The following is a 25,943-nucleotide window of genomic DNA, read 5'->3' on the forward strand; positions in this document are numbered from 1 at the left end:
CGATGCCCATCCTGGTCGTCGACAACTACGACAGCTTCGTGTTCAACCTGGTCCAGTACCTGGGCCAGTTGGGTGTGCGGGCCGAGGTGTGGCGAAACGACGACCCGCGGCTCTGCGACGAGGCCGCCATCGCGGCGCAATTCGATGGGGTGCTGCTCAGCCCGGGCCCGGGCACTCCGGAACGAGCCGGTGCATCGGTGAGTTTGGTCCGGGCGTGTGCGGCGGCGCGCACGCCACTGTTGGGGGTATGCCTGGGCCACCAAGCCATCGGGGTTGCCTTCGGGGCGACCGTCGATCGGGCGCCCGAGCTGCTGCACGGTAAGACCAGCAGCGTCTATCACACAAATGTTGGCGTCCTACAAGGACTTCCGGACCCGTTCACGGCAACCCGCTATCACTCGCTGACCATCCTGCCGGACTCGCTGCCGGCCGAGCTGGAAGCCACGGCGCACACCCGCAGCGGAGTGATCATGGGAGTTCGCCACACCGAGCTGCCGATTCACGGTGTCCAGTTCCACCCCGAGTCGATCCTGACCGAGGGCGGGCACCGGATGCTGGCCAACTGGCTGGCCTACTGCGGATGGGCGCGCGACGACACGCTGGTGCGACGTTTGGAAAACGAGGTCGCCAGCGCGATCCGACCGCACCTGCCGGTGGAGGCCGGAACTACTGACCGAACTTCAGCGTGACAATGCCGTCGCGGTTCACCCCGGCACCGGCGGGCGGATTCTGATACACGACCCGGTTGTGCTGGGAACCGCCGGCGTCCACGTCGGGCCCCTTGTCCAGTGATCCCGTCCAGCCCAGCGCGCGCAACCGCGGCTCGGCGTCGGTCCAGAACATGCCGGACAGGTCGGGCATGACGAACTGATTGCCCTTGGACACCTGTAGCTCGATCACCGAATCGATCGGCACCGTGGTGCCCGCCGGCGGATTGGTGGCGATGACGCTGCCGGCAGGCTTGGGGCTATCCACCGATGCCTGACTGAACTTGGTGAACCCGTAAACGTTGAGGTTCTGTTCGGCTTCCTCAACACTTTGGCCCGCGACGTCGGGAATCTGCTTGGTCGCGGGGCCAGAGCCGACGATGATCGTGATGACGTTGGTGATCGCCGACGTCTGGTTGGCCGGCGGGTTGGTTCCGATGACCTTGCCCATCAGCTCGGGGGTCGAGGGCGACTCGGCCTCTTTGAACCTGCCGAATCCCGCCGCGGTCAGCTTCTTGACGGCCTCGGCGTAGGTCATCGAGGAGACGTCGGGGAGCTCGCGCTGCTCGGGACCGGTGGAGACGTTGATGGTGATCTGGTCGCCGGCCGACACCGAGGCGTTGGCGGCCGGGTCGGTACCGATGACGTGGTCGGGTGGGATCGTCGAGTCCGGCTTGAGCAGGGTGCGGGTCTTGAAGCCACGGTTTTGCAGCGCAGCGATGGCATCCGCCGATGCTTGGCCCCGCACATTGGGAACTTGCACGTTGCGGGTGTTGCCGCCGAACGTGTTGATGGCGATGGTGACGACGATCGTCAGTACGGCCAGCACGGCCACCACGGCCACCCAGCGGCCGACCGAGGGCGTGCTGCGGTCCCGGTCGGTGTCATCGAGTGTCTTGCGAGGCAGCGGGTCGGTGCGTGGCGCGGCCGGGCTGGACGGCGAGGACGCCGTCAGGGAGCGCCGCTCGGCGCCGGTCAGCACTTTAGGTGCCTCGGGCGCTTCGCCGTTGTGCACCCGCACCAGGTCGGCGCGCATCTCCGCGGCGGTCTGGTAGCGGTTGTCCGGGTTCTTGGCCAGGGCCTTGAGCACCACCGCATCCAGCTCGGCGGAGATCCCTTCGTGGCGTTCCGACGGCGGGATGGGGTCTTCCCGAACATGCTGGTAGGCGACCGCGACCGGGGAATCGCCGGTGAACGGTGGCTCGCCGGTCAGGATCTCGTAGAGCACGCATCCCAACGAGTAGACGTCAGATCGTGCGTCGACCGAATCGCCGCGGGCCTGCTCGGGCGACAGGTACTGCGCGGTGCCGATGACCGCCGCGGTCTGGGTGACGTTGTTGCCGCTGTCGGCGATCGCGCGCGCGATGCCGAAGTCCATCACCTTGACCGCATTGGTGGTGCTGATCATGATGTTTGCCGGCTTGACGTCGCGGTGAATGATGCCGTTTTGATGGCTGAAGTTCAGTGCCTGGCACGCGTCCGCGATGATCTCGATGGCGCGCGTCGGGGCCATCGGGCCGTCGGTGTGCACGATGTCACGCAGGGTGACCCCGTTCACGTACTCCATGACGATGTAGGGCAACGGTCCGGACGGCGTCTCGGCTTCGCCGGTGTCATACACCGCGACAATCGCCGGGTGATTGAGCGCGGCGGCGTTTTGCGCCTCCCGCCGGAAGCGCAGATAGAAGCTGGGATCGCGAGCCAGGTCAGCGCGCAGCACCTTGACCGCGACGTCGCGGTGTAGCCGCAGGTCGCGGGCGAGGTGTACCTCCGACATACCTCCGAAACCGAGGATGTCGCCCAGTTCGTAGCGGTCGGACAGGTGCTGAGGGGTGGTCATCGCTGCATCTCAAATCGGGCCAGCGCCGCACGATGCTGCGGCGTCACCATGACATTCCAGCTGGTTGCGCTGTCCCGGTTCCCTATCGGGCGATTTCGGCCCGCATCGTCGACCAGGTCAGGCTGGTTACTTTGCAGTCCAGGATTCCCTATTGATTGACCATCCGTCCAATTAAGGCGCGGCCCCTGACCGGTCGGCGTTTGGTGAGCCGTTGTGGTCTGGGTGACGGTCGGCGGCGGTGACTGTTGCTGGCTGTCGGCCCGCGAATTGATGACGATGAGCACCGCGATGATGATCGCCAGTGCGCCCAACACCCCGGCGGCCCACAGCAACGCGCGCTGGCCCGAGGAGAAGGTACGCCGGGCCGGTGGCGGCCGGTGTCCGCCCGTCGCGGGCCGGGTTCGGCGCGGCGTGGTCGTCCGGGTGGTGGGCGCGGGCGCGATCCGCGCCGGTGCGCTCGACGGGATGGCTGCCGGGGCAGCCCGGCCGGCGGGCGGTGACTGGCTGGGTCGGGGCGGGCGCCGGCCGGCGCGCACCGCGGCGACGGCGTCGGCGAAGGGTCCCCCACTGCGGTACCGCAGGCCGGGGTTCTTGACCAGCGTGATCTCGATCAGCTCGCGCACATTCGGCGGGAGTTCGGCCGGCAGCGGCGGCGGCGGCTCTTTGATGTGCTTCATCGCCACCGTCAGAGCTCCGTCGCCGGTGAACGGACGTTTACCCGAAACCGCTTCGTAGCCAACCACTCCCAACGAGTAGACGTCGCTGGACGGGCTGGCATCCTGGCCGAGCGCCTGCTCGGGCGCGATGTACTGGGCGGTGCCCATCACCATGCCGGTCTGGGTCACCGGTGCCGCATCGACGGCCTTGGCGATACCGAAGTCGGTGATCTTGACCTGCCCGGTGGGGGTGATCAGGATGTTGCCCGGCTTGACGTCGCGGTGCACCAGGCCGGCCGCGTGGGCGACCTGCAGAGCCCGCCCGGTCTGCTCGAGCATGTCCAGCGCGTGCCGCAGCGATAGCCGCCCGGTGCGTTTGAGCACGGAGTTCAGCGGTTCGCCGTTGACCAGCTCCATCACCAGGTAGGCGGTGCGGCCCTCACCGTTCATCTGGCTTTCGCCGTAGTCGTGCACGGCGGCGATGCCGGGATGGTTGAGCATCGCGGTGGTGCGTGCCTCGGCGCGGAACCGCTCGATGAACTCGGGGTCCGACGAGAATTCCTGTTTGAGGACCTTGACCGCGACGCGCCGGCCCAACCGGCTGTCGACCGCCTCCCAGACCTGGCCCATGCCACCGGTGGCGATGAGCCGCTGCAGGCGATACCTGCCAGACAGCGTCATACCAACTCTTGGGCTCATGGTTCCCCCTGAAGCGCGGCCTCGATCACGGCCCGCCCGATCGGGGCCGCGAGCGCGCCGCCGGTCGCAGAAAGGCGATCGGCCCCATTTTCCACCAGCACCGCGACAGCAACTTTGGGAGCCTGTGCGGGGGCAAACGCGATATACCACGCGTGAGGTGGGGTATGACGGGGATCGGTGCCGTGCTCTGCGGTACCCGTCTTGGATGCGATCTGCACGCCGGGGATGGCCCCTTTCTGCTGTGCGACTTGCTCGGCGCCGACCATCAGCTCTGTTAGCTTAGCGGCGACCTGCGGTGACACCGCGCGGCGCTGCTGATGTGGTGCGGTGGTGCTGATATTGGCCAGGTCGGGCCCTTTGAGGCTGTCGACCAGGTAGGGCCGCATCACGACGCCGCCGTTGGCGATGGTCGCGGCAATCTGCGCGTTTTGCAGCGGTGTGAGCGCGACGTCCTTTTGTCCGATGCTCGACATGCCCAGTGCGGCGGCGTCCGGGATGGGTCCGACCGTGGACTCGGCCACCTGCAGGGGTACCGCGCTCGGTGGGGTGTCCAGCCCGAAGGCATGTGCCATGCTGCGCAGAGCCGCCGCGCCGGTCGAGATGCCCAACTGCACAAACGCGGTGTTGCAGGACTTGGCGAACGCCTCGCGAAGCGACACGGTCTGCCCACTGCCACACGGGGCACCGCCGTAGTTCTCCAGGGTCGCCGTGCTGTCGGGCAGCGGAATGTTGGCGGCGGCGGTCAGCTGGTCGTTCTCGGTGGCCCCGGCCTGCAATGCGGCGGCGGTGGTGATCACCTTGAAGGTCGAGCCGGGCGGATACGTTTCCGAAATTGCCCGATTGGTCAGCGGGGAGCTGGGATCGTCGCGCAAATCCTTCCAGGCTTCGGCCTGTGCCTCCGGATCGTGCGACGCCAGCAGGTTGGGGTCATACGACGGCGAAGAGACCAGCGCCAAGATCTTGCCGGTCGACGGTTCCAGCGCGACGACGGCGCCCTTGCAGGGCCCGCCGCAGCCCTGCTGCATGGCGTCCCACCCGGCCTGCTGGATGCGCGGGTTGATCGTGGTGTCGACGTTGCCGCCACGGGGGTCGCGGCCGGTGAAGAAGTCGGCCAGCCGGCGACCGAACAGGCGCTGGTCGGATCCGTTGAGGAGCGGATCCTCGGCGCGCTCCAGGCCGGTGCTGGAATAGCGCAGCGAGTAGAAGCCCGTCACCGGCGCGTACACCTCTGGGTTGGGATAAACCCGCAGGAAACGGAACCGGCTGTCGGTGGCCACCGAGTAGGCCAGCAGCTGGCCGCCGGCGGTGATCTGGCCGCGCTGGCGGGAGTACTCGTCGAGGAGCACCCGCTGGTTGCGGGGATCGGCTCGTAACCCGTCGGCGGTGAAGACCTGGGTCATCGTGGCGTTGAGCAGTAGTAGCACGATCAACGCCATCACGGTCACCGAGATTCGGCGCAGAGAGGCGTTCATACCCGCTCGATCACCTCTGTGCCGGCCGCCGCGATGGACGACGTATTTCGAGGGCGGGTGCGCAATGGTCGTCGGGCACCGTGGGAGATTCGCGCCAGGATGGCCAGCAGCACGTAGTTGGCCAGCAGCGACGACCCGCCGTAGGACATCCATGGTGTGGTCAACCCGGTCAGCGGGATGAGCTTGGTGACGCCGCCGACGACGATGAACAGCTGGATGGCCAGCGTTGATGCCAGACCGGCGGCCAAGAGCTTGCCGAAGCTGTCGCGGGTGGCGATCGCCGTACGTAGTCCGCGGATGATGACGATGGTGTAGAGCATCAAGATGGCGGCCAGCCCCACCAGCCCGAGCTCTTCCCCGAACGCGGCGATGATGAAGTCGGTCGACGCCGCGGGCACGGTGTCGGGCTGTCCGTTGCCCAGACCGGTACCGAAGATGCCGCCGGTCGCGAAGCTGAACAGGGCTTGCACCATTTGGTAGCCGGTGCCGTCGGGATCGGCGAACGGGTCGAGCCAGTTCTGCACCCGGACGCGGACATGGTGGAAAACGAAGTAGGCGACCACGCTTCCGGCGGTGAACAGCGTCAGCCCGATGATGACCCAACTGAACCGTTGCGTGGCCAGGTAAAGCACCACCAGGAATGACGCGTACAACAGCAGCGAGGTGCCGAGGTCCTTTTCGAAGACCATCACACCGACCGAGGCCACCCAGGCCGCCAGCAGCGGCGCGAGGTCGCGCGGGCGCGGCAGGGTCATGCCCATCAGGTGCTTGCCGACGCTGGTGAACAGTCCGCGCTTGGCCACCAACACCGCCGAAAAGAAGATCAGCAGCAGAATCTTGGAGAACTCGGCGGGCTGGATGGAGAAGCCGGGCAACCGAATCCAGATCTTGGAGCCGTTTTCCTCAGACAAGGCCGCGGGCAGTACCGCGGGGATCGCCAGCAACACCAGACCCGCCAGACCACAGGTGTAGCCATAGCGCGCCAGCTGGCGATGGTCCTTGAGAAACGTCACCACCAGCGCAAACGACGCCACCCCGACCAGAGTCCACAGCATCTGTTGGTTTGCGCTGGGATGTGCGCGGTGGCCGATCTGCTTGTCGACGAGGTCGAGCCGGTGGATCATCACCAGGCCCAGTCCGTTGAGCAGCGCCACCACCGGCAGCAGCAGCGGATCGGTGAACGGCGCGAAGCGTCTGATCGCCAGGTGCGCGAAGCCGAACAGGGTGAGGAAGGCCAGCCCGTAGCTGGCTAGGTCCCAATGGATGGCCCGGTCTTGATTGGCTTCCACGATGAATAGCGCAGCGATGGTGATCACCGCGGCGAAGCACAACAGCAGCAGTTCGGCATTTCGTCGGGTCGGCAACGGGGGCGTCACCGTTACCGGTGGCTGCAGCTGGGTCGTCATGCCACCGCCCGGCAGTCAATGCCCGGCTGCGGTGGGGGTGGCGGGAGTGCGGTCACGTTCGGCGAACTCGTCGTCGACGTCGGAGTAGGTGACGTCGGGGCCGCCGGCGAGGTACCCGCGGGCGGGGTGCTGGTAGCTGCCGTACTTCCGGAAGTCGTGGTCGGCGTGGTGCTGGCCGAGGGAGTCGGGGTGGTCGTCGACGCTGGTGAGGAGGTGACGCTGGGCTGTCCGGGTGTCTCGCTGGCGGTGCTCGGGGCAGATGATTCCGGCGGCGAGGTGGCGCGCGGCGCGGGGCAGGGTGGCAGCAGCGAGTTGGCGGCCAACTCGCGCAACTGCCCGATCGCGTTGTCGAGCGAGCCGGCGGGAAGGCCGGCCTGCACCTGTGCGCGTTCGGGTGGGCGCAGGTCGTCCAACTTCATCAGATTGCAGTCGAGATGCTCGCCGGATTGCTGATAGCTGATTTGGGACAGCTCGTTGCGTGCGTTCAGACAGCCCATGAGATACGGCTCGTGCAGGGACATGCCCAGAAACGACCCCTGAATGCCCCGCATGATCGATACGGTGCCGTTGAATTCGGCGACGTAATAGTTGTTGCGGATCACCGCACGGCTGATGAACAGGCCCGCCACCACCAGCAGCACCACCAGCGTGGCGACCAGTGCCATCCGTCGCCATGACCAGCGAGGCCGGTGAACGGTCTCGACTTGCGGCGGAACCCGCTTGACCGCCTCTTTGCGGGCGGTTATCGCCGAAGCCCGTCCTGCGGCGGTGTTGGGCAGGGTCAGCTGGTCGTCATCACCGGAGACCGCGCCGGCCAGGATCGGCTGGGTTTGTCCGTATTCGTAGTCGACGACGTCGGCCACCACGACCGTGACGTTGTCGGGACCGCCCCCGCGCAGGGCCAGCTCGATGAGACGGTAGGCGCTTTCGGCGACGTCGGGAATCTGCAGCGCTTCATGGATGGTTTCGTCGCTCACCGGATCCGACAGGCCGTCCGAGCACAGCAGATAGCGGTCGCCGGCGCGAGCTTCTCGCATGGTCAACGTCGGCTCGACCTCATGACCGGTCAGCGCACGCATGATCAGCGAACGCTGCGGGTGGCTGTGCGCCTCCTCCGCGGTGATCCGCCCCTCGTCCACCAGCGTCTGGACAAACGTGTCGTCCTTGGTGATCTGGGTCAGCTCACCGTCGCGCAGCAGGTAGCCGCGGGAGTCACCGATGTGCACCAGCCCCAGTCGGTTACCGGCAAACAGGATCGCGGTGAGTGTGGTCCCCATGCCTTCGAGCTCGGGTTCCATCTCGACTTGGGCGGCGATAGCCGAGTTGCCGGAGCGCACCGCGGCATCCAGCTTGGCCAGCAGGTCGCCGCCGGGCTCATCGTCGTCCAGATGTGCCAGCGCGGCGATGACCAACTGGGATGCCACTTCCCCGGCGGCGTGGCCGCCCATGCCGTCGGCCAGCGCCAACAGGCGTGCCCCGGCGTACACGGAGTCCTCGTTATTGGCGCGTACCAGGCCGCGATCACTGCGGGCGGCGTAGCGCAAGACTAGGGTCACGGGCGCAACTCGATTGCCGTCTTGCCGATTCGCACCGGCGTTCCCATGGGAACTCGTACCGCAGTCGTCACCTTCGCCCTGTCAAGGTAAGTACCGTTGGTCGATCCTAAGTCCTCGACGTACCACTCCGATCCTCGTTGGGAAAGCCTGGCGTGGCGCGTCGAGGCGTAGTCGTCAGTCAACACCAGGGTCGAGTCGTCCGCGCGTCCAATCAATACCGGCTGTCCACTCAAAGTTATGCGGGCGCCGGTCAGCGCCCCCTCGGTCACTACGAGATAGCGTGCCGACTGCCCGCGCCGCCGCGACGGTAAGAGCGTCCCGCGCAACGCCAGACCGCGGCGCACCATGACGGCACCGGTCGGTGCGTAGATATCGGTCCGCAGGATCCGCAACACCGACCAGATGAAAAGCCACAGCAGCATCAAAAAACCGGCACGCGTCAGTTGCAGTACTAACCCCTGCATCTGGCGTCCTTTCCGTCCTGGCACTGCCCACCCCACGCCGGTGCCGAGCACATCAGCAAGGTCACGATACTTGGACGGCGGTCGGTGCGGAGTAAAGCACGGCAGCTGTGAGCCCAGAGGGTCAGTGGATGCGGACGATTATCTCGGAATGGCCCAAGCGAATCACATCGCCGTCGGCCAACTGCCACTCCTGCACGGGCGCGTTGTTGACGGTGGTGCCGTTCGTCGAGTTCAGGTCCGCCAGCAGCGCAACCTGTCCATCCCAGCGGATCTCCAGATGGCGACGTGACACCCCGGTGTCGGGCAACCGGAACTGCGCGTCCTGCCCGCGGCCGATGATGTTGGACCCGTCGCGGAGCTGGTACGTGCGTCCGCTGCCATCGTCGAGCTGCAGGATCACCGAAGATCCGGTAGCCCCGTAGCCGCTCTGTCCGTAACCGCCGTAACCGCCGCCGGCTGGCTGGCCGTACTCGGGCGGCGCCTGACCGTAGTCGGATGGGGCCTGGCCGTAGTCGGGCGGCGCCTGACCGTAGTCGGGGGCCGCCGCTTGGCCGTACTCGTAGTCGCGACCGGCCGGGTCGGCGTATCCGGCGCCCTGCGGCGGGTAGCCGCCCGGGGAGGACGTGTCGGCGTATTGGGTGTAGTCGCCCTGGCCATACTCGGGCCGGCCGTACCCGGCGCCGACCTGCTGGTAGCCCTGGTCGTAGCCGCCCCCTGGTCGGGGTAGCCCGGGCGCTGCGCCTCAGGGGATGCCGACGGAGCCGCGGGCGCTGAATAGGCGCCCTCGTCCTGGCGTGCGGGCTCGCGGCCGTATTCGCCGTAGCCCCCGTATCCGGGCTGACCGCCGGGCGGCTGGCCGTAGCCGCCACCCTGGCGGTAACCCTGGTCGTAGCCCTGGGCGCCGTAACCTCCGGGCGCGGGCGGACGCTGCTCATATGACGGCGGGTAGCCACCCTGCTCGGGGTAACCGCGCTGGTCGGGGTAACCGCCCTGGTCCTGGTAGCCGCGCTGGTCTTGGTAGCCGCGCTGGTCGGGGTAGCCGCCCTGCTCGGGGTAGCCGCCCTGTTCCGGGTAGCCGCCCTGGTCTTGCGGGCGTGGCGGCGGGTACCCGGGCTGAGGCGGGTAACCCCCGGCCTCCGGCGGGTATCCACCACGTGGGTCGGGTCCGCCGTGCGGACCGCCGCGCGGGTCTTCTTGCGGACGGGCGTAACGCTCGTCGTAGTACTCGTCGGGCCGCCCCTGCCCCTGACCGCCGCGGTAGCTCGAGTTGTCAGTCATTGGTGGTACTCCTGGTTCTGCGCCAAACGCATCGTTCGATTGTGGCTGGGCGGAATCGTTGACTGTCGGGCGGGGCTCGACGTCGGGGTTAACAGCCCCGCGGGCGCGGAACTGGCCAGTATGCAGGCTCGATGACTGCTCGAACCGGACGACCACATCACCATAAGTTTGCCACCCCTGTTCATGGATGTAGTCCGCCAAGTACCGAGCAAATTCGCTCGACGTGAGGTGTGGATCGGCGCCCAATTCCTCAGCGTCGTGCACACTGAGGGTAATGATGTATTCGTTGGGGGCCAAAAGGCGATTTCCCGGCAGGGAGCGCACGCCGTCGGCCGCTTCCCGTCGCAACAGGGCTTCGACCTCTTGCGGGACGATCGATCCGCCGAACATCCGGGCAAATGCGTCCCCCACCGTCGACTCGAGTTTGCGCTCGATGCGCTGAACTAGCCCTTTCTGGCTACCCATCTCTTCAGCGCTCGCCTCACTGTGTTGTGGTCCATCGTTGGCGCAAGGCAAACGACTCACCCGCGGGTCGTGGTCAACAGACCATGCTATCGGGACACCGTGACCCTGGGGCACCGTGAGAACCCTGAGAATCACATCGAGACACTTCAGAGACCCAGAAGTTGGTCCGTGTACCAGGGCCGCTGGGGTCGAACTGCGGCTCGGCGGGGGTTCCCGGGGCCGACCCCCGGCCCCACCCCGCTGGCAGCGGTTGGGGTTCGGGCCTACTAAAGTGATATGGTCCTCCGGTCGTTTGGGCGAGTGGCGGAATGGCAGACGCGCTGGCTTCAGGTGCCAGTGTCCTTCGGGACGTGGGGGTTCAAGTCCCCCTTCGCCCACAGCGAGCGGTTCTATGAACCGTAGACACAAAGGTCACGGCCTCGAAAGAGGACGTGACCTTTGTGGTTTGTGGGGGTGGCTGCGGCGGGCGTCCATGGGTGGGGACTGTCGTCGTCGGATCCGCTTTTACAGCCGTTGCGGGGTATGCGACTTGCCTGCCCGAGCGGCCCGGCTGGACGTTGTTGCTCGCCGCGGCTCAATTAGGCGGGGCGTGCCCCCGGAAGTATCTACACTCCAACCGTGGGTCCGAGCGTGACCGAGGACTATGACTCATCTGCCTCGCGACGGCTGCGCAAGATCGCTCTCGACGCTGAGATCGCGGGCTGCCGGCGCTGCGAGGGCATGAACATCGCGCCCGCCACCATGTCGGCGCCCGGCTACGGCTGCGTGAGCTCACCGGTCGCGCTGATCGGGCAGAGCCTGTGCGAGAAGTGCATGGAGAGCCAGGTCCCGTTCACCGGTGGCAGCGGCGAACTGATCGACGAGAGCATCCAGCGCGCGGGTCCGGAAAAAGAGGATGTCTTCATCAGCAACGCGGTGCACTGCCACCCGCCGAAGAACCGCTCGTCGCATCAGCATGAGATTGTCAATTGCTCGCCGTATCTGCACCGCGAACTCGAGATCGTCCGGCCGCGGCTGGTGGTTGCCTTAGGTCGCGATGCGGAACGGGTGCTGACGTTCTTCTATCCGAGCGCGCGGATTTGCGAGGAGCTCTTTGAGATTCCGCGCGGGCGACTCCCCAAGGGTGTTCCGTACATTTTCCACGTGAAGCACCCGTCCTGGATACAACGCCAGCACGACGACAATCTGGAAGCCAACTACGTGTCGAACCTGTCCGCGGCGATCCGGTGGGGCTTCGACCGCGAAGGCGAGGAAGCGACGGGCTAAGCGTGACGTGGCGTCGGCAGACGTGCAGTTTCTCGACGGCTATCCGGTCCTCTCGTACGGTGTCCCGTGCCGCCCGGCGTGGTGCATACCGCGGGTTCCGGAGAGCTGAAATCGCCTGGGGGTGAGCAGATCCTGTCGGAAAGAAAGACATCCGGGTGCGGTGTGTCCAAGACCGGTTGTCGCAAACCGAGCCAGCTCGATTCCAACGACTGCGGTCGCGGTCCTTACGCCGAGGTGACGACCTTCTTGATCACTTTGCGGCGCAGCGTTGTCGGAAGCAACCGACCCAGCCCGACAAGTGTGCTCATGGCACGCGGGAACGAAAAGGACTCTCGGCCAGAAGATAGTGCGCGTAGAATGTGCTCTGCAGCTTCCTGTTCAGAGATTTCGCCGGGTGCGGGCATTCCGTCGCCCTCGGTGGCCTCCGTGGCAACGAATCCCGGATAGATCGACACAAATCGCACACCGCTGCCGGCATACTCAATCCGATAGGCGTCGAACAGCACCCTCAATGCGGCCTTCGCCGCCGAGTAAGGCCCCTGCAGCGGTACGGCGTACCAACCGGCCAACGAGTTGGTGTGTGCGATCACGCCCGTCCCGCGCTCAGCCATGTGCCGCAACACCGGAACGAGGTAGTTGACCGCGACGTCGTAGTTGGCGTCCATGACGCTTGTGATGTCAGCAGCGTCAAGCCGGGTCAGATCAAGGGCAGGAGCGCCGCCGGCATTGAGCAACACCACGTCGATCTTGGCGTGGCGCTCTAGTACGTCGGCGACAACCGACTGTGCGGCAACCGGATCGGTGGCATCGGCCGGGTGGATCGAACAGCTGCCACCCATCTCCGCGATGGTCGCGGCGAGGCTGGCCAGCCGGTCGGTACGTCGGGCCGTCACCGCCACAGTGGCGCCCCGGCGCGCAGCCCGCTCCGCGACGCTGCGACCGATTCCGGATGAGCCGCCGACAATCAAAAACGTTGCTGACTCGACGCGCACTTTGTAGGCCCTTCGTTTGCCGATGACGGCCACTCAGCAGACTAGCGGCCGGTGGCTACCAGGCCGACGAAGACTCGCCTACCTGGGCGGGTTGGGCGGACTGCCGGTTCCGGCAAGCCCCCCGATCGCCGCGAACACCGCGTGCACCAATCCGGCGAAACCACGGCCGACTATCGTCTGCACCCGTGATTGTGCTGCTACCGCCGTCGGAGACCAAGCGGGGTGGGGGTGATGGCCCCCCACTGCGACTCGAAAAACTCGCCAACCCGGGACTGGGTGCACTGCGGGCCGCGCTGGTCGGCGAACTCGTTGATCTCGCGGCCGACCCGCCGGCGTGCAGAACGGCCCTGGGGGTCTCGCCGTCCCAGGATGCCGAGATCGAGCGCAACGCCGCGCTGCGTACCGCGCCGACGCTGCCGGCGCTGCGCCGCTACACCGGTGTCCTCTACGACGCGTTGGATGTCGATTCGCTGCGCGGCGCCGAGGCAAAGCGCGCCCGCGCTCGGATGGCCATTGGTTCGGCATTGTTCGGGCTGTTGCGCGCCGACGATCAGGTGCCCGCCTACCGGCTTTCCGCTACTTCCAAGCTCCCGGCGAAACCCACCCTGGCCGCCCGGTGGAAGCCCCTGCTGGAGCCGTTGCTCGCGGAGTTGGCGGCCCAAGACCTGATCGTCGATCTGCGCTCCGGCTCCTATGTAGCGCTGGGACCAACATCCGGCGGGATCCACGTCAAGGTCCTCGCCGAGCATCCCGACGGCCGACGGACCGTGGTCACCCATTTCAACAAGGCATACAAGGGTCGGCTGGCCCGCATTCTGGCGAGCACGCGGGCCGAGCCCACCGATGCGGCCGCGGTCGCTGCGGTCGCCCGCAGGGCCGGCATGCAGGTGGAGCGCAGCGGAAACGAATTGACCCTCGTCGTCGCTGCGGGCGGGTGAGACCGGACGTCTGACCCAGGCCGCTAGCTGAGCAGCTTCTGTTGCAGCAGCCAGTCTTTGGCAACGATGGCCGGGTCCCGGCCATTGTTGTCCACCTGGGCGTTCAATTCCCTCATCGTGTCGTTGGTGAGCCTCGGATTGAGCTGCGCAAAGATCTCCCGAAGTTCCGGGTGATCATTGATCAGCGAGGTATCGACAACCTCGGTGAGGTTGTACAGCGGGAAGAAGTGCTTGTCGTCTTCGAGCAGACGCAGATGCAGCGCGGGGATCCGGCCGTCGGTGGTGAACACTTCGCCGAAATTGCATTCCCCTTGTGCCGTGGCGCTGTAGACGACCCCGGTGTCCAACGTGGTGATCTTCGCCAGATCCTCGAGATCAAGCCCGTAGGCGTGCAGCATCGGCACGAAACCGTCATTGCGGCTTGCGAATTCGCTTTCGATACAGAACGTGAGCGCGGAGCGGGGCAGCCTCTTGAGGTCGGAGAGCTTGGTCACCCCGAGTCGTTCGGCCTCGGACTCGCGGATGGCCAACGTGTAGGTGTTGTTCATCGGCGCCGGCGGCAACCAGGTCAGGCCGTTGACCTGATCGGCGACGTTGACGGCTTCCCATTGCTGCTTTGCGCCCTTGATCGGGTTCTCATGGCCGAGGTAGTTGATCCAGCCGGTACCGGTGTACTCCGGTGCGATGTTCGCCTCGCCGGTGAGCAACGCCCGCCGGACCCCGAAGCTGCCGGGCGTGTTGCTGAGGTTGGTGACCCTAGCGCCCGCGGCATGCAGGACGATCGAGAGCATATTGCCGAGGATCAGCTGCTCGGTGAAGTCCTTGGCCGCGACGGTGATGGGCACGCCCTCCAGGGACTGATAGTGGCGGATGAGGCCGGGTTTGGCTTCCAGCACCGCACCGGTCGCCGAGCGCAGCCCGCAGCTGGCCACCAGGCCCACGCACAGCACCGCGAGCGCCGCGAACGCCAGCCGTCGCGCGCGCCGACATTTACTCCATCGGTGGACCGCTGCGAGCATGTGATTCACAGTCCCCTCGGTGCGGCCACCATCTCGATGAGGCGAGCCAGCCAGTCGATGAACAACGCCAGTGCCGCCACCAGAATGGCGCCGACGATCAGGGTCACCGGCTGCTGCAGCTTGATGCCGGTGGTGATCAGCTGCCCCAATCCCCCGCCGCCGGTGAACGACGCCAGCGCCGCCGTCCCGACAATCAGCACCAAGGCTGTCCGAACGCCGGCGACGATGACCGGTAGCGACAACGGCAGTTCGACACGACGCAGCGTCGAGAACGCCGACAAACCCATTCCCCGGGCGGCTTCGACGATCCGGCGATCCACGCCGTCGAGTCCGGTGACGGTGTTGGCGATGATGGGCATCGCGCCGTAGACGGTGAGGGCAACGATCGCGCCGAGCTGACCGATCCCGAACACGACCGCCCCCAGCGCGATCAGGCCGATAGCCGGCGCGGCCTGACCGAAACTGGCGACGGTGATGATCGGCTTCGAATAACGCCGCATCGGCCCTCGCGTCAATGCGATTCCCACCGGAATCGCCACCACACACGTGAGCACCGTGGCCGACAGGCTGATCACCAGGTGTTCGCGCAGCAGCTGCAACAGATGCGACACGCTCAGCGAGCGGCGCTCCGATTCGGACACATAGGCCACCGTCACATAGGCCAGCGCTCCGGCCACCGCGAAGGCACACGTGAGTGGCTGCAGCGCCCACCGCCCGAAACTCGGCCGACCTGGCGTCGTCGGGGCCGTGGGTTGGCCCTCGGCGCCGCCCTTGACGGCACCTTCGACGTTGATGTCGCTGCCGGCCACGCTCACGTGTCGGGCTCCTCAGAGTTCGCTGCACCGCGTATGTCGGCGATTGCCTCCATGATCGTCTCGACTCTAATGACGCCCTGGTAGATATTGCGTCGGCCGGTGACGACCACGACCCCGTGTGACGAGGTCAGCATTTCGTCTAACGCGTCGTTGAGGGTCGATGCCAGGTTGACGCACTCTAGGTCGTCATCGCGGGTCACCTGGGCCAGTGCTTGGGGTTTGGCCAGCTCCTCGAGGGGCAGCCAGCGCAGCGGCCGATTCTGCCGGTCAAGCACGATGGCATGCTCCCGGTCGAGGGATCCGGCCAGTTCAACGGCTTCGGCGGGGTCGCCGCCGGCCTGCGCAACGACGGCCTCGTGCAGGTCGATGTCGCGCACCCGGGTCAGGCTGAGCTGCATGAGGGTAGCGCCGGCGCCGACGAAGCCGCGGACGAAGTCGTTGGCGGGTTCGGCGAGGATCCGTTCCGGGGTGTCGTATTGGACGACCTTGGAGCCGGTGGTCAGGATGGCGATCCGGTCACCCAGCTTGACGGCCTCGCCGAAGTCGTGGGTGACGAAGACGATGGTCTTGTGCAGCTCTTCCTGCAGCCGCAACAACTCGTCCTGTAGTCGTTGGCGGGTGATCGGGTCGACCGCACCGAACGGCTCGTCCATCAACAGCACCGGCGGGTCGGCGGCCAGGGCGCGAGCGACACCGACGCGCTGCTGCTGGCCCCCGGAGAGTTCGCGGGGGAACCGGTCGCGGTACTGGGCCGGGTCGAGGTTGACCAGGTCGAGCAGTTCGTCGATACGGGCGGCAACCCGGTTCTTGTCCCACTTGAGTAGGCGGGGAACGATGCCGATGTTGTCACCCACCGTCAGGTGCGGGAACAGTCCCGCGCCCTGGACCACGTAACCGATGTGGCGTCGAAGTTCATCGGGGTTGCGGCGGGTGACATCGTCATCGCCGATGAAGATCCGCCCGCTGGTGGGCTCGATCAGCCGGTTGATCATCTTCATCGTCGTGGTCTTTCCACAACCCGAAGGGCCTACCAACATGACGATCTCGCCCGCGCCGATCTCCATGGTGACGTTGTCGACCGCGGGTGTGGAGCGCACGCCGTACCGCTTGGTCACCCCATCCAGCAGAATCCGGAGTCCGCTGCTCTGGGGAGCGTCGGACGTGGTCGGTTGATCAGCGGATGCGGCTTCAGGCACGTATTCCTCTCGGGGTGGTGAGACGCGCAATGACGTTGAGCACCGTGTCGAGAATGACCGCCAGGATCAGGATGCCGATGGTGGCGGCGACGATCGAGTTGGTCGCGTTGGCGCCACCCATTCGGGAGATGCCCGAGAAGATGTAGCCACCCAGACCCGGACCGAGCGCGAAGGCCACGATGGCCGCGATGCCCATCAGCATCTGGGCGGACACCCGCACACCGGTCATGATCACCGGCCACGCCAGCGGCAATTCCAGACGCACCAGCGTGGTCAGTCGGCTCATTCCCATCCCCCGGGCCGACTCCACCAAGCCTTTGTCGACGCCGGTCAGTCCCACCACAACGTTGCGCAGAATGGGGAACACGCCAAAGAAGGTCAGCATGATCATCGACGGCAGAACGCCGAGGCCGACGATCCCGACGAGCACACCGAGCAGGGCGTAGGACGGAATCGTCAACCCGACCGCGGTCACCGCGTTCCCGGCGGCCACGCCCAGCGGTGAGTTGTAGATGAGAACACCGAGAATCAGGGCTATCGCCGTCGCCAGGATCAGCGTCTGTCCTACCAGGCTGATGTGCTGGTAGGCCAGAAACCACAGCACTGACCACCGATCGACTACGAAATCGTATAAACCCATGAACTCGGTAGCGGCCTCCATAATGGGGATGTAGCGCGTGCTGGACGTCATGTCGTTATTCAACCTAACCAGATCGGCACCCCATCGCGAGTCCGATGCGGCAAATCCCGGCCGGATGGGTGCGGCGCGACGGCTCGCGTGCTCGGCTTCCAGGCGGGAGGGATCTACGCTGGTACGGTTGCGGATCCGCTGGGTCGCTGGCGGTCTTCCGGTGTCCAGAGCACGGTGAGGACGGGTTCGTTGGCGAGATTACTTGACTCGGTGAATTACTCTGGATATATGTTTGTATTCATTCGTGAGTGAGTTGAACGGGGTATTCGGTGAGGGGTACAGGGCGGATTGTTCGTTTTGACGATGTTCGTGGTTATGGGTTTATTGCTCCCGATTCCGGTGGCGAGGACGTTTTCCTGCATGCCAACGACTTGGATTTCGATCGGCTTTTGGCAAAACGCGGTACGCGGGTTTCCTTTGGTATCGAGGACGGTCCTCGCGGCAAGTTCGCCACGGCAGTGCTGATCACTTCGGAAGGGTCCGGCAGGACCGGTGCTGGGAGCAAGGCCGCTGCCTCGGACACCGATGAGTATTTCGATGTCTTCTCGGCCCAGGAATTCAAGGAAGCGGCCACCGAGATCCTCTTGGAGGCGACGCCTTCAATTACGGGTGAGCAGATTGTGCGCATCCGGGCGGCATTCGAGGGATTTGCCCGAAAACACGGTTGGATCGAATAATCGAGCGGACGCCATTTCCGGATCCGGACCGGAGGGTGAGATGTCGACCAATCAATTGTGCGAGTATCAGTGTGGTCGCCGGAACAATCGTGGCGGGGTTGTCAGGTGGGCCAGACGCGTTGCGCCACTCGATAGAAGTTGGCGCCGAGCACCGCGTTGATGTGATCGTCGGCCCAGCCCCGGTCGGCGAGGTGCGCACCGAGTGTGAGCAGCGTTTCGGGCGCCATCCACTGGGTCGGTCCCCAGCGGGTGTAGCTCTCATCGAATAGGTCCGGGTTGCGGGCCAGCTCGTCGTAGAAGTCGGCGAGATCGAAGGAGAAGTCGCTGCTGATACCGACGTGGTCGATGCCCACCAGATCGACGGCGTATTCCAGGTGTCGTGTCATGGCGTCGAGGGTGGGCGTATTGGGTCCCAGGAAAATGCCGACCCCGGTGATTCCGATGACCCCACCGGTGGCCGCGCAGGCTCGTGCTTGGTCGTCGGTGATGTTGCGCGGGTGATCCCACACCGCGCGCATGCAGGAGTGGCTGTAGACCACCGGACCGGTGGAGACCTCACACATGTCCAGTCCGGTGCGGGTGCTGCAGTGCGACCCGTCGGGCACGATGCCCACGTCGTTCATCTCGGCGACGATCGCGCGTCCCCAGCCGGTCAGGCCGGCATCGGTGGTGTCCAGACAACCGCTGCCTGCACGATTGGCGTGGTTGTAGGTCGGCAGCAGCGTGCGCACCCCGAGGTCGGCCAGGGTCGCCAGGTTGTCGAGGTTGTCGTCGAGGGGGCGGGAGTCCTCCAGGTCGAAGACCACCGCGATGCGCCCGCCGCGGGTGATGGTGGTGACATCGCCGACGCCGGCGGCCAGTTCCAGATCGGGGTGGGCGCTGATCGCGGCGCGGTAGTGATCCAGCAGCGCCGTCGTGTCGCGGAAGCTGTGCGGCGAATACCCGGCGTTGACCGATACCAACACCGCCATGTCGTGACCGTGGTACCGGATCAGCGGTTCGACCGAGGTGTCGGTCTGTAGCGGCAGACACGTGTGCTGGTCCCACAGGAACGGCGTCATACACGGATATTGCACCGCGGCCGGGGCTCGGTTTGCGGCGGCTGACTATGCCGAGATCCGCCGTCTAGCGTCTATCGGAAACATCGCGCCGATATTCTCGTGGCTGCTGACTATCGAAGGAGCGCCGAGTTGGATATCGATCCCGCCGCTATCGCGTGGCTGCTGGCCAGCACCGCACTCGTGCTGCTGATGACGCCCGGGCTGGCGATCTTCTACGGCGGCATGGTGCGCACCACCGGCGTGCTCAACATGATCATGATGAGCTCCATCTCCATACCGCTGGTCACGGTGGCGTGGTTGCTGGCCGGTTACAGCTTGGCGTTCTCCGACGGCGCGGCGCCTGGCTTCCCCGGTGGGCTGGTGGGCGGGCTGACGCATGCCGGAATGCGCGGTATCGGTCCGGCGACGGTCCATGGGTCGGTTCCCGAGTTGCTGTTCGCGACCTTTCAGCTGAGCTTTGCGATCATCACCGCCGCCCTGGTCAGCGGTGCTATCGCGGATCGGGCCAAGTTCGCGGCCTGGATGGTTTTCGTACCCGTCTGGTCGATCGCGGTGTACTCGGTTGTGGCGCACTGGGTGTGGGCGCCCAGCGGCTGGCTGGCGAAGATGGGAGTGCTCGACTACGCGGGCGGGCTGGTCGTCGAGATCGTCTCGGGTTCCTCGGCCCTTGCCCTGGCGCTGGTGCTGGGCCCACGCATCGGGTTCAAGGTTGATCCGATGCGCCCGCACAATCTGCCGTTCGTGCTGCTGGGTGTGGGACTGCTGTGGTTCGGCTGGTTTGGGTTCAATGCCGGTTCGGCGTTGGCGGCCAATGGGCTGGCCTCGGCGATCTTCCTCAACACCCTGGTCGCCGGGTGCCTGGGGATGCTGGGCTGGCTGGCAGTCGAGCAGATCCGCGACGGCAAGCCGACCACGTTCGGTGCCGCCTCGGGCGTGGTGGCGGGTCTGGTGGCGATCACGCCGTCGTGTGGCACGGTGAACACCCTGGGTGCGGCCCTGGTCGGGTTGGCGGCCGGGATCGTCTGCGCGTTCGCGATCACGGTGAAGTTCAAACTCAACTACGACGACTCGCTCGACGTGGTGGGTGTGCACTTCATCGGTGGTGTGGTGGGCGCCCTGCTGATCGGGTTGCTGGCCACCGCGGTGATGACCGACGGCGCGCGGGGTCTGTTCTACGGCGGTGGGCTGGGCCAGCTCGGCAAGCAGGCATTGGCGATGGTGGTGGTGGCGCTCTACGCGTTCACGGTGAGCTATTTGTTGGCCGCGCTGATCGAGCGGTTGATGGGGTTCCGGGTAAGCCGCGAGGAAGAGGTCAGCGGTGTCGACTTCAGCCAGCACGCGGAGACGGCCTACACCGAGGGTGTCTATGGGCATCAGCAGCTGCATCGCCCATTCTCCGGTGGGGACGCAATTCGCCCGCGCCCCAACATCGAGGACGCCTGAGCTGTCCCGTTAAACGGGGTCGGTGATCGCGTCGTATTCGGGATGCTTGTTGAGGACCGTAACGACCATGGAGCACACCGGGACGATGCGCTTGCCCGCGGCTCGTGCGTCTTGCAGGGCTTCCTCCACGAGGATGGTCGCCAGGCCCCGTCCGCCGAACGCCGGATCGACTTCGGTGTGGTCGAAGACGCGCTGATCGCCGCGGTCGATGTAGGTGGCGAGTCCGACGGTTTGTCCTTCGACCGCGATCGTGTGCTTGCCCGCCTCGGCGGTGATGGTGGTCTGCGCGCCGGTCTTGTCGGCAGTCATCGATGGTCCTCTCGGTTCGGTAGCGGTCTGGGCAGCAGCCGGGTGATGGGCAGGGGCGGGGCGGGCAGTCGGGTGACCGAACCCTGGTAGCCGACAACCTCACCGAAGCGCGCGTCGGCGTCCTGCCACAGTTGGCGATAGCTCACGATCTCGTCGTGGTTGCGCCCGACGAAGTTCCACCACATCACCAATTCTTCGGCAAACGGTGTGCCGCCCAACAGCAGTAGTCGCGCCGGCTGTGCCCCGACGTTGCGCACGTGCACGGTGGTGTTGTCCAGGCCCTGGTAGCCCAGATCGCCTGCCGCCAGCGCGGTCCCAGCCAATTCGAGATCGCCGACATCGCACAGCACCCCGTGTTCGAATGTCGGGTCGACTTCGATATCCAGCTCGGCATGGGCGTCCAGGTCGAGCTGGGCGCCAAGTAGCGGCGTGAAGGTATGTACCGGCCACCGCACGCCCGCCAGCTCGCCGATGAACACCCGCGCTCGCGCACCGGGGAGCACCGCCGGTGCCGGCGCGTAGTGAGCAAAGTCGCGCCCGGTGTCGCGGGCGGAATCGGGCAGGGCCACCCACAGTTGGGCGCCATGTAGCACGCCGCTACCCACCGACACCTCGGAGTGACAGATGCCCGCGCCCGCGGTCATCAGGTTCAGCTCGCCGGGGCGGATCCGGGCATGGACCCCCGCGCTGTCCCGGTGCTCCACTTCCCCACTGAACAGCCAGCTGACCGTCTGCAGTCCGGTGTGCGGGTGGGGCGCCACATCCATGTGCGCCGAGACCGGGCCATAGTGGTCGACGAAACACCAGGCGCCGATCAGCGAACGTTGCCGCTGCGGAAGCGTGCGTTGCACCCGGATTGCACGCGGCCCACCCAGCGGCACTTCCCGCGGATGCAGCACCTCGATACCGGCACCGTGTGCGGCGCAGCAGGCTACCTCCGCTGGTGCGGTCCCCAGGTTGCTCATTTGGTGCACCCTTCGTCGCGGGTGTGCTCGGGCGAGCTACCGCGACCCTACGCCGGTTTGGCGACCGGGCCGCCCCAGGTAGCGCGTGATCACGACGCGGCCCCACCGGTGGGGCTAGGCCGCTGTTTGGGGGCCCACCTGTGTGACCGGCAAATGCCACACCACCGCGGTCACGGGGACGGCATCGCGTTCGTTGCGCGCCAGCAGGGCGGTGTTTTCCGGGAGCTGTCGGGCATTGATCTCCCCCGCCGCGATTCGGCGCAAGACGTCATGAGCCTCAGCCAGCTGTCCACGCTTGCGGTACTGGCCCCCGGGCAGCTTGACCCCAGCCCACACCCCGTACTCCTCCCGGTGCTTGACGGCCCGTTCGGCACACAGACGTTGCTGGGCCAGCGGGCACCGGCGCAGGCACTGAATCCGCGCTTTGGTGGCGGAGCGCTCATAGGCGCGGGCCTTCGCGGCACCGTTGCCACTGTCTTCGTCGGGGTAGCCGAACCACAGTTCCGGGTTGGTGGCGCAAGGGTTGGACATCAGCCGGTCTCCTTCTCCGCTAAAACGTATGCGAAAGCATATACGAAGATGCGCGATCCTGGCAAGAGAAGCGTGACAAAAACGTATATAACAGGGTGTCGTACCGGTCTGTGTAATATCCCGCCTATGGCCGGAGCTAGCGGTGAGCCGTGAATCGGCCGGTGCGGCTATCCGTGCCTTGCGTGAGTCACACGATTGGTCACTGGCCGACCTCGGGGCCGCGACCGGTGTCAGCATCATGGGCCTCAGCTATCTGGAACGAGGTGCCCGCAAGCCGCACAAAGGCACAGTTCAGAAGGTAGAAAACGGCCTCGGTTTGCCGCCGGGCACCTACTCGCGGCTGCTGGTCGCCGCCGATCCGGAGGCGGAGCTAGCCCGGCTGCTCGCTGCCCGGCCGACCGAGACGGCCTCGCCTCGCCGCCCCGGCGTGGTGGTGGTCGACCGCCACAGTGACACCGATGTGCTGGAGGGATACGCCGAAGCCCAGCTGGATGCCCTCAGGTCGGTCATCGATAGATTGCCGGCGAGCACATCAAACGAATATGAGACGTATATTCTCTCTGTGGTCGCTCAGTGCGTGAAGGCCGAGATGCTGGCCGCCAGCTCATGGCGGGTGGCGGTCAACGCCGGCTCGGAGTCCAGCGCCCGACTCATGGAGCACCTGCAGGCGCTGGAGGCAACGCGCACCGCCCTGCTTGAGCGGATGCCGGCGAGCTTGAGTGCGCGCTTCGACCGGGCGTGCGCGCTATCGCAGTTACCGGACGCGGTCATCGCGGCACTGATCGGTGTCGATAGTGACGAACTGTGGGATATCCGCAACAGGGGGGTCATCCCGCCCGGAGCGCTCCCCCGGATTCGCGCCTTCGTCGATGGATCCACGGAGTCCTCTGAACAGCAGGGTCCGGGCTACGACGACGGCGAGGGGCAACGATGATTCCCACCGAAGTCGATGCGTTGCTTCGCGCCCATCAGATGTTCGTCGGCACTGGCGACCACCGGATGCCGGACGTGCACCCCCAACCGGGTGCGGAGCCGCTGTGGCGCGACACCCCGCCCAACCCCGCGACGGATCAACCCCGCTATAGGTTCAGGGCAGCACGTGGCCGGGAAGTCCTAGCGGCTGCGACAAGAACCGATGCGGTGGTTGCCGCGGTGATTGCCGATGCGCACCGGGATCGCGAGCAGGCCCGGGAGTTGACCGGCAACGTCGTGAACCAGGCTCGGGCCGATTGTGTGGCACCGCCGGTGACCCCGTTGGCCCAGCGTGAGGCCATCCGTCGCCGGGTGGGCCGGCTGCGTGCCCAACGCGCGCATGTTCTGTGGGCGCACCGACGGGCGCGGCGCCGGTTGGCCGCCTTGCGCCTGCTGCGGTACCGGATGCTGCACCACCATGGGTCGAGGCAGCGGCTGTCGCCGATCAGCGGGCGCGCCGGAATCGCGGTGCGAGCGGCGTTGTCGCGGCTGGGCCGCCCCTACGTTTGGGGGGCCACCGGCCCGGACCGGTTCGACTGCTCCGGGCTGGTCCAATGGGCCTACGCGCAGGCGGGCGTGCACGTGGACCGCACCACCTACCAGCAGATCAACGACGGGATCGTGGTGTCGCGCTCGCAGATACGGCCCGGCGATCTGGTCTTCCCGCATCCGGGCCATGTGCAGCTGGCGATCGGCAACAATCTGGTTGTCGAGGCGCCGCACGCGGGCGCCTCGGTGCGGATCAGCCCATTGGGTAGCCATGTGCAAATCCGGCGGCCGCTATGAACGGCGGCGAACCCAGGTCTGAGCAGGCCGGATCCGCGCTAGCTGCGATCCGGGCGCGGCAAGCCGAGCTGGCGCGCCAACACGACGTGCTCGGGGAGGCCGACCGTGCGCTGGTGGAGGCGCTCACCCGTGCGCACACGGTAATGCGCGACAGTGTCCGTCGGCTGGATGCGATCGGTGCTGAGATCGATGGCGCTGTGGCAGGCCAGGATTCGCTCGCCCTCGATACCCCGCTGGGGGCGCGTGAGTTTCAGAATTTCCTGCTCGCCAAGCAGCGCGAGATCGCAACCATCGTCGCCACCGCCCACGAGCTTGATCGCACGAAAAGTGCTGTGCTGGCGAGCTTGCGGGCACACTATGGCGAATCCGTGGGCTAGCCCGCCAGCCGGTTGTGCACAGACCAGGTGAGGTGAATTGTCGGCGCTGAGGCGCCTGGGTACTGTCACGCGACATGGGCGGATCGGAGCAGCGTGCGCAATCGGGCGCGGCGGGCGGAGCCGCCGCCGATGCCATCGCTGGCGCGGAAGTGGCTTTAGCACAACAGATTCGATGAGATCGCAGCTCGATCTGCAGGTGATCGCGGCTATCTTGAATGCGCACCTGACGGCGGTCGACGGAAGCGAGGCGCTCGACGAGCTGCAGCAAGAGACCGAAGCCGCGGTGCGGACCCGCTCGGATCTGGACACACCGGCCGGAGCCCGCGACTTCCAGCGCTTCCTGATCGGAAAACTCAGAGATATCCGCGAGGTGGTCGCCACTGCGAGCCTCGATGACACCTCGAAAGCAACCCTGATGGCCGCATGGACGTCGCTGTACAACGCATCCAAGCAAGAGGCGAGTTCGCCCGGCGATGCGCAGACGGCCACCGAGCCCGCGGCGGGCACCGGTGCCGATGCGGACCGCGCGGCTGGGCTGATCTCGGGGACCCGCTTTTGGACTCGCTGTTGTTCGACGACCCGGGTTTGGTAGATGAGGCGACGTTGCCGCAGGGCGCTGCGCCGTCGGGCGCGGCGACGGCGCCGTCGCTGCCGAGCATGCCCAGCCTGGGCGACGGATCGGGCGCTGCCACTCCGTCGGGTGCTGGTTCGGTCCCGAACTTGCCCGCGGGTCCGGCCTTGTCCGCAATCCCCCGGGCAATCGCATCACGCCTGGACGAGCTCGATGACCCCAGCCTCGACTCCCTTGCCCTGGACCCGGACGCCTCGGGCGACGACTCAGACGACGAACCAGCTGATCTGGATGAGGACACCGACGGTGGTGGCGAAGACACGGAGCAACCGGCATCGTCGGGCGAGCCGCAACCGCTGCCCACCGGACCGACGACGGTGACTCTGCCCAACGGGGACACGATCACCGCGGCAAGCCCTGAACTAGCGGCGGCTATCAACGCCGCCGCGGGCGGTGCTGCCATCGCAGATGCGTTCCAGCAACAAGGCATTGCCATCCCCCCGCCCGGAACGCCGGTGAGTGACCCGATAGACCCGGCGCGGCTCGCCGCCGGAGACATCGGCATGTTCACGGATCGGCACGCGCTTGCCCTCGGTGATGGCAACGCGTTTCTGGACGGGCAGATGCAGCAGGTTTCCAGCATTGGCGGGCCGAACTTCCTAGGCTGGCAGCATCCGCCAACATCGACGACCGTCACGGAGCCGGCCCAGACCGGCGCCCCAACCCCGACCCGGCCGGCGACTACGCCGGTCGCCCCGCGATACTGAGCCCGCCGGCGGGACCCCGGCGCC

The 25,943-nt window shown here is 66.3% G+C and carries 23 protein-coding genes, 1 tRNA gene and 2 pseudogenes; 10 read left to right on the top strand and 16 right to left on the bottom strand.

Annotated features, from left to right (window positions below; genetic code table 11):
* Window positions 1–2 precede the first annotated feature (2 nt).
* Window positions 3–689: an aminodeoxychorismate/anthranilate synthase component II gene (locus tag CKW46_RS02445; protein WP_015353891.1), complete on the top strand. Its 687-nt coding sequence runs from the start codon at window positions 3–5 to the stop codon at window positions 687–689.
* On the opposite strand, the gene pknB is transcribed toward CKW46_RS02445, so the two are convergent.
* From pknB to CKW46_RS02480, 7 genes and pseudogenes are all read right to left on the bottom strand, one after another.
* Window positions 667–2,547, bottom strand: a complete 1,881-nt coding sequence (gene pknB, locus CKW46_RS02450; protein WP_482052755.1) for a Stk1 family PASTA domain-containing Ser/Thr kinase — start codon at window positions 2,545–2,547, stop codon at window positions 667–669. The two genes, CKW46_RS02445 and pknB, sit on opposite strands and share 23 nt — an antisense overlap.
* Window positions 2,544–3,902, bottom strand: coding sequence for a serine/threonine-protein kinase (locus tag CKW46_RS02455; protein ID WP_499018712.1), 1,359 nt, complete (start codon window positions 3,900–3,902; stop codon window positions 2,544–2,546). Before CKW46_RS02455 ends, pknB begins: the two co-directional genes overlap by 4 nt.
* On the bottom strand, window positions 3,899–5,374 hold the full coding sequence (pbpA, locus tag CKW46_RS02460) for a D,D-transpeptidase PbpA (protein WP_015353894.1): 1,476 nt from the start codon (window positions 5,372–5,374) through the stop codon (window positions 3,899–3,901). The genes CKW46_RS02455 and pbpA overlap by 4 nt, the downstream gene beginning before the upstream one ends.
* A complete protein-coding gene (locus CKW46_RS02465) occupies window positions 5,371–6,780 on the bottom strand; it encodes an FtsW/RodA/SpoVE family cell cycle protein (RefSeq protein WP_482052756.1) in 1,410 nt (469 codons plus the stop codon). The genes pbpA and CKW46_RS02465 overlap by 4 nt, the downstream gene beginning before the upstream one ends.
* Window positions 6,777–8,336, bottom strand: a complete 1,560-nt coding sequence (locus CKW46_RS02470) for a PP2C family protein-serine/threonine phosphatase (RefSeq protein ID WP_015353895.1) — start codon at window positions 8,334–8,336, stop codon at window positions 6,777–6,779. The genes CKW46_RS02465 and CKW46_RS02470 overlap by 4 nt, the downstream gene beginning before the upstream one ends.
* Window positions 8,333–8,800 carry an FHA domain-containing protein FhaB/FipA gene (locus CKW46_RS02475; RefSeq protein ID WP_015353896.1) on the bottom strand — a complete coding sequence of 156 codons (468 nt, stop codon included), beginning with the start codon at window positions 8,798–8,800 and terminating at the stop codon, window positions 8,333–8,335. The genes CKW46_RS02470 and CKW46_RS02475 overlap by 4 nt, the downstream gene beginning before the upstream one ends.
* Before the next feature lie 121 nt (window positions 8,801–8,921).
* Window positions 8,922–10,543, bottom strand: a pseudogene (locus CKW46_RS02480) (FHA domain-containing protein).
* Window positions 10,544–10,837: 294 nt separating this feature from the next.
* Here CKW46_RS02480 and CKW46_RS02485 point away from each other — a divergent pair.
* Window positions 10,838–10,920 (top strand) — tRNA-Leu (locus CKW46_RS02485).
* 253 nt (window positions 10,921–11,173) lie between these two features.
* The gene (locus CKW46_RS02490) at window positions 11,174–11,809 is read left to right on the top strand and encodes a uracil-DNA glycosylase (protein WP_020785447.1); all 636 of its coding nucleotides are present in this window, start codon (window positions 11,174–11,176) and stop codon (window positions 11,807–11,809) included.
* 224 nt (window positions 11,810–12,033) lie between these two features.
* On the opposite strand, the gene CKW46_RS02495 is transcribed toward CKW46_RS02490, so the two are convergent.
* Window positions 12,034–12,834, bottom strand: a complete 801-nt coding sequence (locus CKW46_RS02495) for an SDR family NAD(P)-dependent oxidoreductase (protein WP_117437361.1) — start codon at window positions 12,832–12,834, stop codon at window positions 12,034–12,036.
* Window positions 12,835–12,986: 152 nt separating this feature from the next.
* Between CKW46_RS02495 and yaaA the strand changes: the two genes are divergently transcribed.
* Window positions 12,987–13,739 (top strand): peroxide stress protein YaaA, encoded by a 753-nt coding sequence (gene yaaA / locus CKW46_RS02500; RefSeq protein WP_482052758.1) that lies wholly within the window; start codon window positions 12,987–12,989, stop codon window positions 13,737–13,739.
* Window positions 13,740–13,762: 23 nt separating this feature from the next.
* On the opposite strand, the gene CKW46_RS02505 is transcribed toward yaaA, so the two are convergent.
* The 4 genes from CKW46_RS02505 to CKW46_RS02520 are packed head-to-tail and all read right to left on the bottom strand — an operon-like array spanning window position 13,763 to window position 17,409.
* Window positions 13,763–14,758, bottom strand: a complete 996-nt coding sequence (locus CKW46_RS02505) for a glycine betaine ABC transporter substrate-binding protein (RefSeq protein ID WP_482052759.1) — start codon at window positions 14,756–14,758, stop codon at window positions 13,763–13,765.
* Window positions 14,759–14,763: 5 nt separating this feature from the next.
* Window positions 14,764–15,567 carry an ABC transporter permease gene (locus CKW46_RS02510; protein WP_369797343.1) on the bottom strand — a complete coding sequence of 268 codons (804 nt, stop codon included), beginning with the start codon at window positions 15,565–15,567 and terminating at the stop codon, window positions 14,764–14,766.
* A gap of 2 nt (window positions 15,568–15,569) precedes the next feature.
* Window positions 15,570–16,769, bottom strand: coding sequence for an ABC transporter ATP-binding protein (locus CKW46_RS02515; protein WP_482052760.1), 1,200 nt, complete (start codon window positions 16,767–16,769; stop codon window positions 15,570–15,572).
* Entirely contained in the window at window positions 16,762–17,409 is a 648-nt protein-coding gene (locus CKW46_RS02520; RefSeq protein WP_117437373.1) for an ABC transporter permease, read from the bottom strand. The genes CKW46_RS02515 and CKW46_RS02520 overlap by 8 nt, the downstream gene beginning before the upstream one ends.
* 320 nt (window positions 17,410–17,729) lie before the next feature.
* Between CKW46_RS02520 and CKW46_RS02525 the strand changes: the two genes are divergently transcribed.
* Window positions 17,730–18,137 carry a cold-shock protein gene (locus tag CKW46_RS02525; RefSeq protein ID WP_117437357.1) on the top strand — a complete coding sequence of 136 codons (408 nt, stop codon included), beginning with the start codon at window positions 17,730–17,732 and terminating at the stop codon, window positions 18,135–18,137.
* 101 nt (window positions 18,138–18,238) lie between these two features.
* Here the strand turns inward: CKW46_RS02525 and CKW46_RS02530 are convergent, their stop codons facing one another.
* Window positions 18,239–19,198, bottom strand: coding sequence for a dipeptidase (locus CKW46_RS02530; RefSeq protein ID WP_117437356.1), 960 nt, complete (start codon window positions 19,196–19,198; stop codon window positions 18,239–18,241).
* A 129-nt stretch (window positions 19,199–19,327) separates the two neighbouring features.
* Between CKW46_RS02530 and CKW46_RS02535 the strand changes: the two genes are divergently transcribed.
* Window positions 19,328–20,641 (top strand): ammonium transporter, encoded by a 1,314-nt coding sequence (locus tag CKW46_RS02535; protein WP_482052761.1) that lies wholly within the window; start codon window positions 19,328–19,330, stop codon window positions 20,639–20,641.
* 9 nt (window positions 20,642–20,650) lie between these two features.
* Here CKW46_RS02535 and CKW46_RS02540 read toward each other — a convergent pair whose 3' ends face one another.
* The 3 genes from CKW46_RS02540 to CKW46_RS02550 form a co-directional block, all read right to left on the bottom strand.
* The gene (locus CKW46_RS02540) at window positions 20,651–20,950 is read right to left on the bottom strand and encodes a GNAT family N-acetyltransferase (protein WP_117437354.1); all 300 of its coding nucleotides are present in this window, start codon (window positions 20,948–20,950) and stop codon (window positions 20,651–20,653) included.
* On the bottom strand, window positions 20,947–21,915 hold the full coding sequence (locus tag CKW46_RS02545; RefSeq protein WP_482052762.1) for a pirin family protein: 969 nt from the start codon (window positions 21,913–21,915) through the stop codon (window positions 20,947–20,949). Before CKW46_RS02545 ends, CKW46_RS02540 begins: the two co-directional genes overlap by 4 nt.
* Window positions 21,916–22,029: 114 nt before the next feature.
* Entirely contained in the window at window positions 22,030–22,446 is a 417-nt protein-coding gene (locus CKW46_RS02550; RefSeq protein WP_015353908.1) for a WhiB family transcriptional regulator, read from the bottom strand.
* Window positions 22,447–22,588: 142 nt separating this feature from the next.
* Between CKW46_RS02550 and CKW46_RS02555 the strand changes: the two genes are divergently transcribed.
* The 4 genes and pseudogenes from CKW46_RS02555 to CKW46_RS02570 all read left to right on the top strand — a co-directional run bounded on the left by CKW46_RS02555 (window position 22,589) and on the right by CKW46_RS02570 (window position 25,919).
* Window positions 22,589–23,380 carry a helix-turn-helix domain-containing protein gene (locus CKW46_RS02555; RefSeq protein WP_482052763.1) on the top strand — a complete coding sequence of 264 codons (792 nt, stop codon included), beginning with the start codon at window positions 22,589–22,591 and terminating at the stop codon, window positions 23,378–23,380.
* Window positions 23,377–24,204 (top strand): C40 family peptidase, encoded by an 828-nt coding sequence (locus CKW46_RS02560; RefSeq protein WP_015353910.1) that lies wholly within the window; start codon window positions 23,377–23,379, stop codon window positions 24,202–24,204. Before CKW46_RS02555 ends, CKW46_RS02560 begins: the two co-directional genes overlap by 4 nt.
* Window positions 24,201–24,581, top strand: coding sequence for a DUF4226 domain-containing protein (locus CKW46_RS02565; RefSeq protein WP_015353911.1), 381 nt, complete (start codon window positions 24,201–24,203; stop codon window positions 24,579–24,581). The genes CKW46_RS02560 and CKW46_RS02565 overlap by 4 nt, the downstream gene beginning before the upstream one ends.
* 74 nt (window positions 24,582–24,655) lie before the next feature.
* Window positions 24,656–25,919, top strand: a pseudogene (locus CKW46_RS02570) (DUF4226 domain-containing protein).
* Window positions 25,920–25,943: the final 24 nt, after the last annotated feature.

The organism is Mycobacterium liflandii (assembly GCF_022354805.1).
GTDB classification, from domain to species: Bacteria; Actinomycetota; Actinomycetes; order Mycobacteriales; family Mycobacteriaceae; genus Mycobacterium; species Mycobacterium marinum.

What these genes read in the sequence shown, in the direction of transcription:
- CKW46_RS02445 (WP_015353891.1), top strand. Translation starts at nt 3, where the DNA reads ATGCCCATCCTGGTCGTCGACAACTACGACAGCTTCGTGTTCAACCTG.
- pknB (WP_482052755.1), bottom strand. Translation starts at nt 2,547, where the DNA reads ATGACCACCCCTCAGCACCTGTCCGACCGCTACGAACTGGGCGACATC.
- CKW46_RS02455 (WP_499018712.1), bottom strand. Translation starts at nt 3,902, where the DNA reads ATGAGCCCAAGAGTTGGTATGACGCTGTCTGGCAGGTATCGCCTGCAG.
- pbpA (WP_015353894.1), bottom strand. Translation starts at nt 5,374, where the DNA reads ATGAACGCCTCTCTGCGCCGAATCTCGGTGACCGTGATGGCGTTGATC.
- CKW46_RS02465 (WP_482052756.1), bottom strand. Translation starts at nt 6,780, where the DNA reads ATGACGACCCAGCTGCAGCCACCGGTAACGGTGACGCCCCCGTTGCCG.
- CKW46_RS02475 (WP_015353896.1), bottom strand. Translation starts at nt 8,800, where the DNA reads ATGCAGGGGTTAGTACTGCAACTGACGCGTGCCGGTTTTTTGATGCTG.
- CKW46_RS02505 (WP_482052759.1), bottom strand. Translation starts at nt 14,758, where the DNA reads ATGCTCGCAGCGGTCCACCGATGGAGTAAATGTCGGCGCGCGCGACGG.
- CKW46_RS02520 (WP_117437373.1), bottom strand. Translation starts at nt 17,409, where the DNA reads ATGGGTTTATACGATTTCGTAGTCGATCGGTGGTCAGTGCTGTGGTTT.
- CKW46_RS02530 (WP_117437356.1), bottom strand. Translation starts at nt 19,198, where the DNA reads ATGACGCCGTTCCTGTGGGACCAGCACACGTGTCTGCCGCTACAGACC.
- CKW46_RS02540 (WP_117437354.1), bottom strand. Translation starts at nt 20,950, where the DNA reads ATGACTGCCGACAAGACCGGCGCGCAGACCACCATCACCGCCGAGGCG.
- CKW46_RS02545 (WP_482052762.1), bottom strand. Translation starts at nt 21,915, where the DNA reads ATGAGCAACCTGGGGACCGCACCAGCGGAGGTAGCCTGCTGCGCCGCA.
- CKW46_RS02550 (WP_015353908.1), bottom strand. Translation starts at nt 22,446, where the DNA reads ATGTCCAACCCTTGCGCCACCAACCCGGAACTGTGGTTCGGCTACCCC.
- CKW46_RS02560 (WP_015353910.1), top strand. Translation starts at nt 23,377, where the DNA reads ATGATTCCCACCGAAGTCGATGCGTTGCTTCGCGCCCATCAGATGTTC.
- CKW46_RS02565 (WP_015353911.1), top strand. Translation starts at nt 24,201, where the DNA reads ATGAACGGCGGCGAACCCAGGTCTGAGCAGGCCGGATCCGCGCTAGCT.